Origin of the sequence: Mycobacterium sp., from assembly GCF_049280035.1 — a bacterium.
In the GTDB taxonomy this organism is placed as follows: Bacteria; Actinomycetota; Actinomycetes; order Mycobacteriales; family Mycobacteriaceae; genus Mycobacterium.
Genome location: NZ_JBAPPI010000359.1, coordinates 1 through 13,630, shown reverse-complemented (window position 1 = coordinate 13,630; position 13,630 = coordinate 1). Strand labels below are relative to the sequence as shown.

Below are 13,630 nucleotides of genomic sequence, written 5' to 3'. Positions count from 1 at the left end.
CCGTCAAGTACCACCTGAGCAAGGTCTTCAGCAAGCTCGACATCACCTCGCGCAGCCAACTTGACCGCGTCCTACCGAGCGACCCGGGCAGCATCGCGCCGCACTAGCCGCCGCGGCGCCAGTCGATGTCCGGGTGGTTCGCATAGGCCAGGACTGACCACCCGCACTGCATCGCGATCGCCGGCCACGACTAACCACTCGCACTGTCCATAAGCGGATGCGAGCGAGGGCTCAGCGAACAACGCTCGATGATAGTCATTCCGGTTCTAATCTCGATCGCCCTGGTTGTAGGGCATCGCAGGATAATGCCGACCATCAAATCAAGGGGTGCGACCATGGATGATCCGAACGTCGAGGCCAGGGTGGCGCGAGCACTTCTTTCGGGGCCGGCAACCATCCGCGATGGCGCCACCGTCGCGGATATGGACGAGCGGGGCAACATGACCGTCCTGCGCCCGGGCACCAACGAGTGGGTGTGCATGCCAGGCGTGGAGATTGGGCAGGCTGACATGTGCGCCGATCCAATGGGCATGCAGTGGTTCACGGACCTGGTGGTGAGGCGGAAACCGAAGCCGACCAACACTGCGCCTGGACTGATCTACATGCTCAACGGGGCGACCCAGCACAGCTACACCGATCCATTCGACAGGACGAGCCCGCCGATCCCCATCGGCCCACACTGGATGCTGATTTGGCCGTTCGACGCCGAAGCGAGCGGACTATCAACGGTCATGCGCGACGCGGGCACGATGATCATGTTCGCCGGAACGCCTTATGCGCACCTGCACATCTGCGGAGATCCATGGGCGGGCAACGAATATCACCCTGGCGACAAAGCCGTGTGGACGATGACGTACGACCAGCGGGCGTAGCCGCGCTCCAGTGCCGCTACGTATCGATCCCGAAAGTCCAGTGGGCGTCCAAGATCTGTGGAACTTCGCTTATCCCTACAAGCTCAAGCAGCTGATCGACCTGGTGTCGCAACGCAACATGCTGTTCACCTACGACGGCGAGCGGTTCGGTCCACTTCTGCAAACACCAACGGCGATGGTCATCTACACCAGAGGCCAGGAGTACCGAGAGGACCTGCCAACCCCGCCTTCCCGGTTCGACCACCAATCAGGCTATGTCGAGTTCTGGCTCGATTTCATCGGGGTGCAAGAGGTGCGAGCACTGGCGGTTGAGAACACATGGGGCGATAACGCCGAAGCCAGTATGCGAGCAGCGCGAGAGAAGCTGGCAGCTCTCGCCAAAGATTTCTGACTCGTCAACCGCGATTCATGCATTCAGCTCCATCCTCTCGTCCTGGTCCACCTCACGCGCCACAGCGGCGCAGGCTACACAATTCGGCTGGCCTAGAGCTCGAGGTGAAGTCGCAGCGCCTCATCGAGCTGCGTTATCTCTTCTGCCGAAAGCCTGCCGATACGCCGCTCCAGCCGCTCGGCAGCAACGGAACGTATCTGCTCTGCCTGCGCTTTCGAATCGACTGTGAGACCGCTCGTCTCGGACGACAACGGCACTTGGAAGGGGTAGATCTTGCTGACATTGCTTGTCACTGGGACCACGGTGATCACGCCACGTTTTAGGCGCGCAGCCGTCGCATTGGCTCGATCATTGCTGACGATCACCGCAGGGCGGCGCTTGTTCGCCTCGCTGCCACGGACAGGATCGAGGTCCACCCACCAGATCTCACCGCGCAGCATCGCCGAGCCCGTCGGCCGTCACCATCTCCCATGCTGAATCTTCCCCCGTCGCCGACCATTCGTCCCACGCGTTGCTGTAGTCCTCTTCGAGGGCGGGATAGCGAAGCATGCGAATGGCGCGCTGGAGACCGGCGGATCGTGACGTCAGGCCGGCTCGCTTCACATAGGCGTCAAGCAGTGCAACGTCTTCGTCCGACAGGCTGACACTTAGCTTCATACCGCTATGCTACCAACGTACTACCTAGTAGCACTTGTTGCCTCTGTGCGTGCGGTACCTGCCCGGCCACGAAAGGTCACCTGCAGAGACGCCCGCGGGGGGTTGAGCACGCAGAAGTATTCCTTGTTTGGGTGATTTCAGAGCGTGTGCTCGGCCTGGAGGATTTCCGCGGCGCGTTCGCCGATGCTGACGCAGGAGGCCATGGTATTTCCGGTTGTCACGCGGGGCATGATTGAGCCGTCGGCGATGCGAAGGTGTTCGGTTCCATAGACTTTCAGGGTGCCGTCGACCACCGACATGGCGTCTTGGCCCATCTTGGTGGTACCGGTTTGGTGCCAGTAGGTCATGACGGCGTCGCGGACGAAGCGCTCGAGTTCGGCACCTTTGAGATTGCCCGGCACGACTTCGCGCTTGACGAAGGGACTAAGCGCTGCTGAGTTGCCGATCTCCCTGCACAACTGCACGCCGGCCATCGCGGCCTTCAGGTCATCGGGGTGAGACAACATGTTGGCCTCGATCTGAACGGGGTCGGTCGGATCGGGGCCGGTCAGACGGATATGGCCGCGACTTTTCGGCCGCTCCAGGCCGCCGAGCAAGGTCCAGCCGAACTCAGGCAGCGTGAATTTGGCCGCATTCTCCGCACTCGACATTGGATGCTCGGCCTCATCCTGTCCGCCGGCCTCCAGCAGCAGCACGCTGACGTCAGCGTGTTCGGCGAGACGACGCCCCACCACCGAGCCCGAGGAGCCCGAGCCGCAGACAATGAAGTCGTACTGCGCCTTGAGCTCCGAACCCAGCCGCTGCTGATTGCGACGAACGCGCTCGACGAAATGGGGTCCATGCACGACTAATTCGTCGGGACTCGTATTCATATCCACTGCTCATTTCGATGTGCTGCTGGCACTCCTAGGGGGCGGCGCTGATCACCTAGAATCCGCAGTCGACCGGAAGCCCCACTACGCGCTGGCCGTCACCCTCATGCGTCTAAGAAAGCCTGGACGTCGTCAGCAAACTCGAAGTGGTGCTGAAACAGAAAGCCATGCGCCGAGTCCGGGTAAATCTTCACCCGAGCTTGTGGAATCAAGCCTGCGAGAAGATACGTGTAATGGGGAAGAATCATGGGGTCGCTGTCACCGTTCGCCACGAACACCGGCAAGTCGATCGCGCTTACTCGCTGCAGCGCACTGTGATTCGGTATGCCCCATGCACAAACGGCGTCGTACTGAGCTTGTCGGGTTTCCCACGTGGTGGGCCGGTCGCGGCCCTGTGTTCGGGAGAACATGCGCTTGAGGGCTTGCTGCCCAGCCTGCCGGCTCGAGGCAGACGGGGCGTAGAACACATCAAGCACCCCCTCGGGGTTTGACTGTCGCCCGCCGACCGCGTCGATAACGTCGGGAGCCCAGCCGTGCATCCCGGCGGCGCCCTGGGGCGCCGAAGACGCCAAGATGAGCTTCCGGAGCAGTGCCGGCCTTAACAGCGCGATTTCCTGGGCGACGAAGCTGCCGATGGAGAAACCCAGGATGTCGACCTGGTCGAACTCCATCGCGCTCAGAAAAGCGATGGCGTCGTGCGCCATCTGCTCGAACCGGTGGGGCGTGTTCCCGGTGGTGCCGCCGACGCCAACGTTGTCGAACGTCACAACACGGCGAGACAATGCCAGCTCGTCGATCAGCGCCGGATCCCAGTTGTCGAGGTTCCCACGGAAGTGCTGGAGAAGGACCAGGGGAACGCCACCCTGGCCTGCATCCCGATAGACATACTCAACGCCGTTGGCGGCGCTGACCGTCTGGTTCGAAACCTCCGCGAATGTTTCGCCTGTTGTCATTGTCCAGTCCCTTTACTCTCCCGATCGCCGCCTCATCGAGACGCCAACCCTTTGACCGCCGATCAGAACGCGCTGTGGCTCGCCGAACACCTTCCCCCAAATTTCGGCTGCGACGGGCGAAGGTCGCATCGGCCAGTGGCCAGCCCACCTGGCCAGTCGCTGATCGACGGGCCCGCGCGGCAACAGAATTCGTAGCGCAGGCGAGTGGTCAGGTCGAAGGTGAACGCGTTGACGACGCGGGCCCAACGGCTTGCGCCATGAGCGAGACCGGGCTCCGTGGCGGCGAGGTAGCTGATGCTGCCGGTGTGAATGTGCAGACGTTGCGTTATTACGAACGGCGGGTCTGCTGCATGGGCAGGACCACCAGGCCTGGACTGCGCAACATCGCTCCGCGGAAGCAAGTCCGGAATGCGGGATATTCAACTGGACGCGACAGCCGAAGAATATCTCGCCGGCGGCGCCACCATATTCATCAGACCGAGACCCCAAAAGCCACCTGGCGCAGCGGCCACCAGTGCCGCGCCGCCAGGCCACGACTGTCCACTTGCACTGTCCACCGGCCGATACCAGCGCGGGCCAATCCGATAACACTCGACAGCAGTCGTTCCGGTTCTCGTCTCGATCGCCCCGGATCAACCAATGTCACTCGAGGTAGGAAGTGTGCTACGGGCGAATGTATCGAAATTCATCACACACTGACGGTGGTGTTCGGGCAGACGCCGACGTGGGCTATCCACCACCGGCCGCTGAACCCGCGCCGCGGTTCTCGGCCGAAATGTATCCGCGCACTGGGCACGACCAGCGTCTATTGCGGGCTCGAACAAGATGCCTCGTGCGCACGACCGGAAGTGCCAGAGCAGGATCCGGCCGAAACGGAAAAGCCAAACTCCATGTCTTACAGGCGGGTTGACGATCATCGCGAGGGCCGCCCCCGATCCCGACCCGCTGGCGCCCTTCGGTGTGGCGCCCTGACGTTTCCGCCGGGCGCCCAGCGACTTTGGGTTGGCGCTCTGAGCGTTCCGCGTGTTCGTCCGGAGGAGGCGTGATGGTGCAGCGACACGATGTCGGGTTCACCGTCGAGGGCGACGTGACGCTGCGCGGCTGGTTGTTTGTGCCGGACGCTGCCGGTGCCCATCCGGGCATCACCATCGCGCACGGTTATGCGGGGGTGCGTGAGCACGGGCTGGAGCGGTTCGCCCGGGTGTTTGCCGAGGCCGGGTTCGTGGTGTTGGTGCACGACCATCGCGGTTTCGGGGCCAGCGACGGTGAGCCGCGCTATGACGTGGACCCGTGGCGCCAGATCGCCGATTGGCGCCGGGCGATCTCCTATCTGGAGAGCCGGCCCGAGGTGGACCCACACCGGATCGGGTTGTGGGGCACCAGTTACGCCGGTGGACATGCGATCGTGCTGGGCGCCACCGACCGGCGGCTGCGCGCGGTGGTCGCCCAGGTGCCCACGATCAGCGGCTATCAGCAGAGCCTGCGCCGGGTGCCGCCGGATCAGGTGGCTGCTTTGGAGGCCAGCTTCATCGCCGATGATCGGCGCCAATTCCGCGGTGAACCGCCGGTCACCCAGGCCGTTGTCAGCGCGGATCCGGATGTGCCGGCGTCCTACCGTTCGCAAGACGCGATCGCGTTTTATCACCAGCCGGTGCCCGACGGCGTCTGGGACAACGTCGTCACGGTGCGCTCCACCCGGGCCGGGCGCATGTATGAGCCGGGAATGTGGCTTTCGCGGGTGTCGCCGACGCCGCTGATGATGATCGTGGGACTGGCCGACGCGATCACGCTCGCCGACGTGGCGCTGGATGCCTACGAGCGGGCCCTGCACCCCAAGAAACTCGTCACCATCGCGGGGGGCCACTTCGATCCCTATCTGAAAGGGTTCGACGACTCCAGCGGCGCCGCGTGTGCCTGGTTCACCGAACACCTCACTTAGTTGAGCCCCAATAGTCCTGCCGCGGAGAGGAATACGGGTCATGACTGAGCTGCGATACGAGGTGTTGGTGAACGACGGCGTGCCACGTAACCGGCCCCGGCGACTGCCCGACGGCAGTCCGATCGTGTCCTCGCCGCTGGCCTCCACGTTGATCTTGGGCGAACACGACGCCGTCCTCGTCGACCCACCGTTCACCCGCGAGCAGGTGGCGCGGGTCGGTGACTGGGTCGAAAGCTTCGGCAAGCGGCTGGCCTACATCTACGCCACCCACGGGCACGGCGATCACTGGTTCGGCACCGACCTGCTGCTGCGGCGCTTCCCGGGTCCCATTGCGTATGCCACCGACGGCACGATCGCGATGATGCACCAACAAGCGACCCGAGGCCGGGCCGAGCGCTGGGACATCGATTTTCCCGGCCTCATCCCCGACAGTCCAGTGGTCTACCAACCAATCCCCGACGACGGGTTCGAGCTGGAGGGCCACCGCCTGGTGGCGATCGAGACCGGCCACACAGACACCGACGACACCACCGTGCTGCACGTGCCGTCCATCGGGCTGGTCGTGGCCGGCGACGTCGCCTACAACGGCGTGCACCAATACCTGCTGGAAAGCGCCGGGGGTGGAATTGAGGCCTGGCTCAAGGCGATCGAAAAGGTCGCCGCGTTGCGGCCCCGCGCGGTGGTCGCCGGTCACAAGAACAAAGACCTGCCCGACGATCCGGCCATCCTCGACCAGACCCGCCAATACCTTGTGGATGCGCAGCGGCTGCTGGACGAAAAGCCCACGGCGCGGGAGTTTTTCGACCGGATGCTGGCCCTGTACCCGGACCGCCTCAACCCCGGTCCGCTGTGGTACGGGGCGCTGGGACTCCTGTCGTGAGGCAGGGAAAAGCCATGTCAGACAAGGAAATGGAAACCGTGACCGCCGAAGTCGCCAAATGGTTCTTCGACGACTACCTGCCCACCTGGGTCGGCGTCGGCGACCGGGCCATCGACAAGGGACCTGAGTTCATTCTGAACTACTGGGGCGTACCGCTTTACAAATACCACCCCGATGGTGGCCAGTGGGCGCTGGACGCCGACAGCGTCACCGGGCTGCTCAACACGACGCACACCAGGTTGAGGGCCAGCGGCTACGCCTACACCGACGTGGTCGACCGGGCGGTACGGGCCTACCACCGCAACGGAGCGGCGATCGAGGTGATCTGGTCGCGGCGACGCGCCGATAATACTGAAATCGAGCGTCTGGCAGTGCATTTCGAGGTGATACGCACGGAATCCGGCTGGCGGGTCGCCGGTATTCAACACCGACCTACGCGTGCCGATGTGCTGTCCCACGCATGGCCCGGAACCGACAACGGGGGCGGGCGATGAAGCACTGCCGCGACGGCGACGGCACGGGGACAGTCGTGTTCATCCCCGGATATCAGGACACCGCCGCGCTGTGGGACGAGGTGATCGACCGGCTGCCCACCCCCGGATGGTGCGCGCGGGCCGTCAACTTACGCCACGTCGACGACGCGGGCCCGCCTCGCCGCGGCGCGATCCTGGAGGGCTACCGCGACCAGGTCGTCGAGGTGCTCCACGACATCAATCCCACCGCGCAGAGCCCAATGGTCGTCGTGGGCCAAAGCATGGGTGCACAGGTTGCCGAACTTGTCGCAGCGGCACGGCCAAACATCGCGGTCGGGCTGGCGCTGATCACCCCGGTTCCGCTGGCGGGTTACCGGCTAACCCCCGAGCAGGCAGCCCGCTTCGGTCACGCAGCGCACGATCGCACTGTGGCCTCGGCAGCGGCGAATCGGCGTGCACTACTGGTCAACGATTCAGTGCGGGTTGTGCGGACGCTAGTCGGCGCAACACTTTCCACACCGACGGTGGTCGCCGCCCAGGAGCTCGATGCATGGACGGCGGGGCACCCGCTCGGAGACCAACCCTCCGCCGTCAGCCCGCCGGTGCTGTTGATCGACAGTGAGGACACCTTCTCCTCCGCCGAACTGATCCGCGATGTCGTGGCACCCCGATTCACCGACGCCCGCAGTCCACGTATCCGGCGCCGGCCACTGGCCCCACGTCGAACAACCCGCCGCGGTGACCAAGATCCTCGACAACTTCCTCACTAGCCTGGCCCGGCAAGCCTCAGCGGCCATTACCTAACCCTCCACCGAAAGGCTAAGAAAATGAAGGCTATTCGCTTCGATCACTACGGAGAACCGAAGGACGTTCTGGCCGTCACCGAGCAGCCCGTCCCGCAACCCGGTGCCGGCCAAGTTCGGGTGAAGATCCGGTTCAGCCCCATCAACCCATCCGATCTGCTCTACGTCCGGGGCCACTACTCCGGTGTGACACCGCATTTCCCATCCGGCGCCGGATTCGAGGGAGTCGCCGTCATCGACGCAATAGGCCCCGACGTCGAGGGGCTTTCCATAGGCCAGCGGGTCCTCGCCCGAAACTCCGACGGCGGAAATTGGTCGCAGTACGCGGTGGTGCCGGCCGAGAAAGCCTGGCCGGTTCCCGACGACATCGCCGATGAGCAGGTCGCGTCGTTCATGATCAACCCGGCGTCGGCGATCCTCATGGTGCGCCACGTGCTGGCCGTGCCCCGCGGGGAATGGCTGCTGCAGTCCGCGGCCAGCGGCGAACTGGGTCGCATGATCATCCGGCTCGCCAAACACGACGGCATCCGCACGATCAACGTGGTGCGGCGTCGCGAAGCGGCGCAAGAACTCAAGGACCTCGGCGCCGACGAAGTGATCGTGTCAGGTGACGCGCCCATCGACGAACAGGTCCACAAAATCGTGGGCCCGCGGGGTGTCGGCTTCGCGATCGACCCGGTCGCCGGCCAGACCGGCACCGAGATCTTCCGATCGTTGTCCGAGGACGGCCACATGCTGGTCTACGGATCGCTGACAGGTCAAGGGATCAGCGTGGGCGACGACCCGCGACTGACCCTGTCAGGCCGGCGCACCCTAGAGGTGTACTGGCTGGGCTACTGGCTGCCGCGCCTCAACGAGTCCGGCTTCTTCACACCCGACCGCCCCGCCATCCCGCAGCTGATCGACGAGATCGCCGAGCTGATCCGCGCCGGTATCCTCAACACCTCACCGGGCAAGCAATTCGGCCTGGACGACATTCGCGCCGCCGTCACCGAAGCCGAATCGGTGGCACACAACGGCAAGGTATTCCTCGCCCCCGGCGAGCCCCGCTAAGCCGCCAGACCGTCAATCATGACCAGCCTTGGCTACGCGATCTATGTGGCACTGCTGAACGTGCTTGCCGAAAAAAATCCGGTCGAAACCAATTGAGGAGAATGCATGTCGGAGAATGTGATTGAGCATGTTCTGGGTCGTCTGAAAGAGATCGGAGTCGACGCGATCTTCGGTGTCCCTGGGGACTTCGCGTTCAGCGTTCAAGATGCGATCGTCAACCACCCCGGTATCGAATGGATCGGCTGCTGCAACGAACTGAACGCAGGCTACGCGGCTGACGGCTATGCGCGCCTGCACGGTGTGGGTGCACTGAGCACCACCTACGGGGTTGGCGAACTCAGTGCGATCAACGCTGTCAGCGGCTCCTACGCAGAGAACCTTCCGGTCTTCCACCTCACCGGGATGCCCACCATGCCGGTGCAGTCGGCACACTCGCTGGTCCATCACACTTTGGGCAACGGCGAATTCGATCTGTTCCGATATATGGCCGAGCCGGTGGTGTGCGCGAGCGCCATCCTGACACCGCAGAACGTCGCGTACGAGACGAACCGGTTGATCGCAGCTGCCTTCTACCATCGGCGACCGGTTTACCTGGCTTTTCCGTCGGACCTGGCGACCCAACCTGTCATAGGCCGTGCCCACGCCCTCGCTCCACCCTTGACCGACCCAACCAGCCTCGCCGCCGCGCTCGACGCAATCGTCAACGCGCTCAACGCGGCACGCACCGCCTGCGTCCTGCCCGGAATGCTGGCCGCCCGCGTCGGTGTCCGGGATGTCCTCCAGGAATTCGTTGACGCAGCGGGGCTCCCGTTCGCGACGATGTTCGCCGACAAATCGGTCCTCGACGAACAGCATCCGTCATACATCGGCATGTACGACGGCAAGCTGATGGACGAAAGCGTCCGGGCTTTTGTCGAATCCTGCGACCAGGTCGTATGCGTAGGCACGATGATGAGCGACTTGAACTCGGGCGCCTTCACCGCCAGCCTCGAACCCACCCGTACCATCGACATCGGTCACCACTGCACCCGAGTGGGATCCCAAGTGTTCTCGAACATCGAAATGCGGGACATGCTGTCCGAATTGCGCGGGCAGGTGGTCAAACGAAGCATGACCACCTCACTGCGCGCCGGCTCACTGGGTCACATTGTCGGAGACGACGATGACCCGATCAGCGCTGATGCGCTCTACCCGCGCTGGGAGAGGTTCTTCCGGCCAGGCGACACCATCATCGCTGAAACAGGTACCGCATCCATGGGTTTGGCGTTTGCGCATCTGCCGCGCGGCGCCACGTTTCACAATCAGACCCTCTGGGGATCCATCGGTTGGGCAACTCCCGCCTCCCTCGGTGCCGCAGTGGCAAACCCGCAAGGCCGTGTGGTGCTCGTAACCGGTGAGGGATCCCACCAGCTCACCGTTCAGGAGATCACCCAGTTCGGGCGCCGCGGTCTCAAGCCAATCATCTTTGTGCTCAACAACAACGGATACCTCATTGAACGGCTGCTCTGTCGGGACCCGGACATCTCCTACAACGATGTCGCCTCCTGGAACTACGCAGACATTCCCCGCGCACTGGGCTGCCTGGACTGGTACACCGCCCGGGTAACCACCTGCGCCGAACTGGATCACGCGATGAAGATCGCCGGCAGCGGTGACACTGCCGCCTACATCGAGGTCATCACTGACACCTACGCGGCGCCACTTCTCGCGCGAAGACTTCACGACAGCCAGCAGACACTTTATGGTGCGTAACCGCTTGCCCTCGTTACCCATACCCCGTTCTGGGCCCTGCCGGTGCGCCGCCCAACGGCTGTCAGTTGATCGCACCGTGAGGAGATCCGAATGAAGATCGTCGCCTACACCGATGACGCCGGCCGTCCGGCAATCGGCGTCCGCCTCGATGACGGCGTGCTGCCCACCGGCCATACCGACCTGACGGCACTGATCAAAGCTGGACCGCGGGAACTGGATCGGTTGCGCGACGCAAGTGAAAGCCCACACCAGTTGGTTTCCCCGACGCGAATGAGGGCTCCGATCTCGCCGACATCCACGCTTCTGCTCGCCGGCGGCAACTACGCCGACCACCTCGCCGAAACCGGGCTACATCCCACCGAGCCGGTGTTCTTTTCCAAACTTCGCTCAGCGGTGATCGGTCCCGACGAAACCATCAGGATCCCCACCCCCGAGACGCACACCGACTGGGAAGCCGAACTGTCCATCATCATCGGCAAGCCCGCTTATCGGGTGCCGGCCGAGCGTGCCCACGAATACATCTTCGGCTACACGATGATCAACGACGTCAGCGCTCGCGACGTCATGGACCGCGAACCGTTGCAGATCACGCTGTGTAAATGCCCGGACACCTTCTGCCCCCTCGGACCGCACATCGTGACCGCGGACGAAGTGCCCGATCCCAACTCTCACCCGCTGGAGATCAGCACCCGAGTCAACGGTGTGTACAAGCAGCGGACCACCACCGACACCATGATCTATTCCATCCCAACGCTTCTCGAGTTCCTCACGCAGACCGTCACCCTGCAGCCGGGCGACCTGATGAGTAGCGGCACCGCCGGCGGGACCGGTGTGGGACGGAACCCGCAAGAGTTCCTGCACCCTGGGGACACCGTCACGGTCGGAGTGGACGGGGTCGGTTACCTCAGCAATCCAGTCGAGGCGGGATGGCCACAGCGCAAGTCCCGCCACTGACGAGCTCGAATAGGAAGAGCTCGTCCACCCCTCGACTATGAAACGTTGGTGTTTGTAAAGCACGTCCGCACGGCGTCATCGGCTCGCGTGGCCTGCCTCAAGATTTGGATCGAGGGCCCCCGATGCAGCTCGCCCGTGGACGTGCGCTTCACCGCCCGCTCAGTATGCTGGCCTGATGAGCGCGCAGACCCGGCCGGTTTTGCCGATCTTGTTCAGCGCCAACAGCGACGCCGATTAGATGGCCGTAGTTATCCCTCGTCGTGCAGGCGTTGCGGAGCTGAAGGGCCGGCGAAGCGAATGTCAGGTGCTTGACCGGCTGATCGAGGCTGTCCGGGCGGGTGAAAGCCGGGTACTGGTGGTGCGCGGCGAAGTCGGTGTGGGCAAGACGGCGCTGTTGGATTACCTGGCCGGTCACGCGTCGGGCTGTGTGGTGGCGCGTGCGGCTGGTGTGCAGTCCGAGATGGAGCTCGCGTTCGCCGGCGTGCATCAGCTGTGCGCGCCGATGCTGCTTCACCTGGAACGGCTCCCGGTTCCTCAACGCGATGCGCTGGCGACCGCGTTGGGCATCAGTTCCGGTGCGGCGCCCGATCGGTTCCTGGTGGGGCTGGCGGTGCTGGGCCTGCTCGCGGAGGCTGCTGAGCAGAAGCCGCTGATCTGCGTGGTGGACGACGAGCAGTGGCTGGATCGCGCGTCGGTGCAAGTCCTGGCGTTCGTGGCCCGGCGCCTGCAGGCCGAATCGGTCGGTTTGGTGTTGGCTGCGCGCCAGCCCAGCGACGACCTGGCGGGACTGCCGGAGCTGGTGCTCGAGGGACTGGGCGAGGACGATGCGCGCACGTTGTTGGATTCGGTGCTTCCCGGGCCACTGGACGCGGCGGTGCGCGACCGCATTGTGGCCGAGACGCGCGGTAACCCGTTGGCGTTGTTGGAGCTGCCGCGCGGGTTGACGCCGGCGGAACTGGCGGGCGGGTTCTTCGCAGGCACAGTTCGACTCTCGGAGAGTATCGAGGAGAGCTTCCGGCGGCGGCTGGAGAGTCTTCCCACCGAGACCCGGCGGCTGGTGCTGGTGGCAGCCGCCGAACCGGTCGGCGAACCGCTACTGGTGTGGCGGGCAGCCGAGCGGCTCGGGATTGGGGCCGAGGCGGCCACGCCGGCGGCACGGGCCGGCCTGCTGGAGCTCGGAGCCAGGGTGCTGTTTCGTCACCCGTTGGTGCGTTCGGTGGCCTATCGCTCGGCGCCTGTTCAGGACAGATACGACGTGCACCGCGCGCTGGCGGAGGTCACCGATCCGGAGCTCGATCCCGACCGGCGTGCCTGGCATCGCGCGCAGGCCGCGCCCGGACCCGATGAGGACGTCGCCGAGGAACTCGAACGCTCAGCCGGCCGAGCACAGGACCGCGGTGGGTTGGCCGCCGCGGCGGCGTTCCTCGAACGCGCCGCGATGCTGACACCCGATCCTGCTCGCCGTGCCCGGCGCCTGCTGGCCGCGGCCAAAACGAAGCGTGACGCCGGCGCGTTCGACGCGGCACTTGGCCTGCTGGTCGCGGTCGAGGCTGCCCCGCTTGACCCGCAGCAGGCCATCGAGCTGCAGCGTCTGCGCGGGCAGATCGCGATGATGCAGCGACGCGGCGCCGACGCCGCTCGACTGCTCCTTGACGCGGCCAGACGTCTTGAGCCGCTTGACGCCGACTTGGCACGCGACACGCACCTGGAAGCGCTCGCGGCCGCGATTTGGGCCGCCGGTCTGGGAAGTCCGGGCGGCCCGGCCGAGGTGGCCGAGGCCGCCCGCGCCGTGCCACCGCGTCGTGGACCACCGCGCGCGGTCGACGTTTTGCTCGACGGGTTGGTGCTGCGCTGGACCCAGGGATATGCAGCGGCCGCGCCCACGCTCGCCCGTACGGTCGAGCTGTTTCTGGCTGTCGATGTCCCGAGCGACAACGTCGGTCGTTGGCTCTGGCTTCTTTGTGCAACCACCAGCGCCGAGGTCGCCTTCGAGCTGTGGGACGCCGACTCCGCGCATGCGCTGGCCGAGTG

At 64.6% G+C, this 13,630-nt stretch carries 13 protein-coding genes and 1 pseudogene; 10 read left to right on the top strand and 4 right to left on the bottom strand.

What is annotated here, in order from left to right:
* The first annotated feature begins 335 nt into the window (after positions 1-335).
* Complete coding sequence (locus tag WAN71_RS12090; RefSeq protein WP_422225552.1) at positions 336-872, top strand: hypothetical protein; 537 nt, start codon at positions 336-338, stop codon at positions 870-872.
* A gap of 10 nt (positions 873-882) precedes the next feature.
* On the top strand, positions 883-1,263 hold the full coding sequence (locus tag WAN71_RS12085) for an NAD(P)H-dependent oxidoreductase (RefSeq protein WP_422225551.1): 381 nt from the start codon (positions 883-885) through the stop codon (positions 1,261-1,263).
* A gap of 92 nt (positions 1,264-1,355) precedes the next feature.
* Here the strand turns inward: WAN71_RS12085 and WAN71_RS12080 are convergent, their stop codons facing one another.
* The 4 genes and pseudogenes from WAN71_RS12080 to WAN71_RS12065 form a co-directional block, all read right to left on the bottom strand.
* Positions 1,356-1,703 (bottom strand): type II toxin-antitoxin system PemK/MazF family toxin, encoded by a 348-nt coding sequence (locus tag WAN71_RS12080; RefSeq protein WP_422225550.1) that lies wholly within the window; start codon positions 1,701-1,703, stop codon positions 1,356-1,358.
* Positions 1,690-1,920, bottom strand: coding sequence for a ribbon-helix-helix domain-containing protein (locus tag WAN71_RS12075; RefSeq protein WP_422225549.1), 231 nt, complete (start codon positions 1,918-1,920; stop codon positions 1,690-1,692). Before WAN71_RS12075 ends, WAN71_RS12080 begins: the two co-directional genes overlap by 14 nt.
* 137 nt (positions 1,921-2,057) lie before the next feature.
* A pseudogene (locus WAN71_RS12070) lies at positions 2,058-2,582 on the bottom strand (GMC oxidoreductase); the annotation flags it as partial.
* A 314-nt stretch (positions 2,583-2,896) separates the two neighbouring features.
* On the bottom strand, positions 2,897-3,745 hold the full coding sequence (locus tag WAN71_RS12065) for an alpha/beta fold hydrolase (protein ID WP_422225548.1): 849 nt from the start codon (positions 3,743-3,745) through the stop codon (positions 2,897-2,899).
* Between the two features lie 1,045 nt (positions 3,746-4,790).
* Between WAN71_RS12065 and WAN71_RS12060 the strand changes: the two genes are divergently transcribed.
* The 8 genes from WAN71_RS12060 to WAN71_RS12025 form a co-directional block, all read left to right on the top strand.
* The gene (locus WAN71_RS12060) at positions 4,791-5,684 is read left to right on the top strand and encodes an alpha/beta hydrolase (RefSeq protein ID WP_422225547.1); all 894 of its coding nucleotides are present in this window, start codon (positions 4,791-4,793) and stop codon (positions 5,682-5,684) included.
* A gap of 40 nt (positions 5,685-5,724) precedes the next feature.
* Complete coding sequence (locus WAN71_RS12055) at positions 5,725-6,564, top strand: MBL fold metallo-hydrolase (protein WP_422225546.1); 840 nt, start codon at positions 5,725-5,727, stop codon at positions 6,562-6,564.
* A 14-nt stretch (positions 6,565-6,578) separates the two neighbouring features.
* Positions 6,579-7,058 carry a hypothetical protein gene (locus WAN71_RS12050; protein ID WP_422225545.1) on the top strand — a complete coding sequence of 160 codons (480 nt, stop codon included), beginning with the start codon at positions 6,579-6,581 and terminating at the stop codon, positions 7,056-7,058.
* A complete protein-coding gene (locus WAN71_RS12045; RefSeq protein WP_422225544.1) occupies positions 7,055-7,807 on the top strand; it encodes an alpha/beta hydrolase in 753 nt (250 codons plus the stop codon). The genes WAN71_RS12050 and WAN71_RS12045 overlap by 4 nt, the downstream gene beginning before the upstream one ends.
* Before the next feature lie 57 nt (positions 7,808-7,864).
* On the top strand, positions 7,865-8,893 hold the full coding sequence (locus WAN71_RS12040; protein ID WP_422225543.1) for a zinc-dependent alcohol dehydrogenase family protein: 1,029 nt from the start codon (positions 7,865-7,867) through the stop codon (positions 8,891-8,893).
* 105 nt (positions 8,894-8,998) lie between these two features.
* Positions 8,999-10,645, top strand: a complete 1,647-nt coding sequence (locus WAN71_RS12035; RefSeq protein ID WP_422225542.1) for an alpha-keto acid decarboxylase family protein — start codon at positions 8,999-9,001, stop codon at positions 10,643-10,645.
* A gap of 90 nt (positions 10,646-10,735) precedes the next feature.
* Positions 10,736-11,599: a fumarylacetoacetate hydrolase family protein gene (locus WAN71_RS12030; RefSeq protein WP_422225541.1), complete on the top strand. Its 864-nt coding sequence runs from the start codon at positions 10,736-10,738 to the stop codon at positions 11,597-11,599.
* 238 nt (positions 11,600-11,837) lie between these two features.
* On the top strand, positions 11,838-13,630 hold a 1,793-nt coding region (locus WAN71_RS12025), incomplete at its 3' end, for an AAA family ATPase (RefSeq protein WP_422225540.1).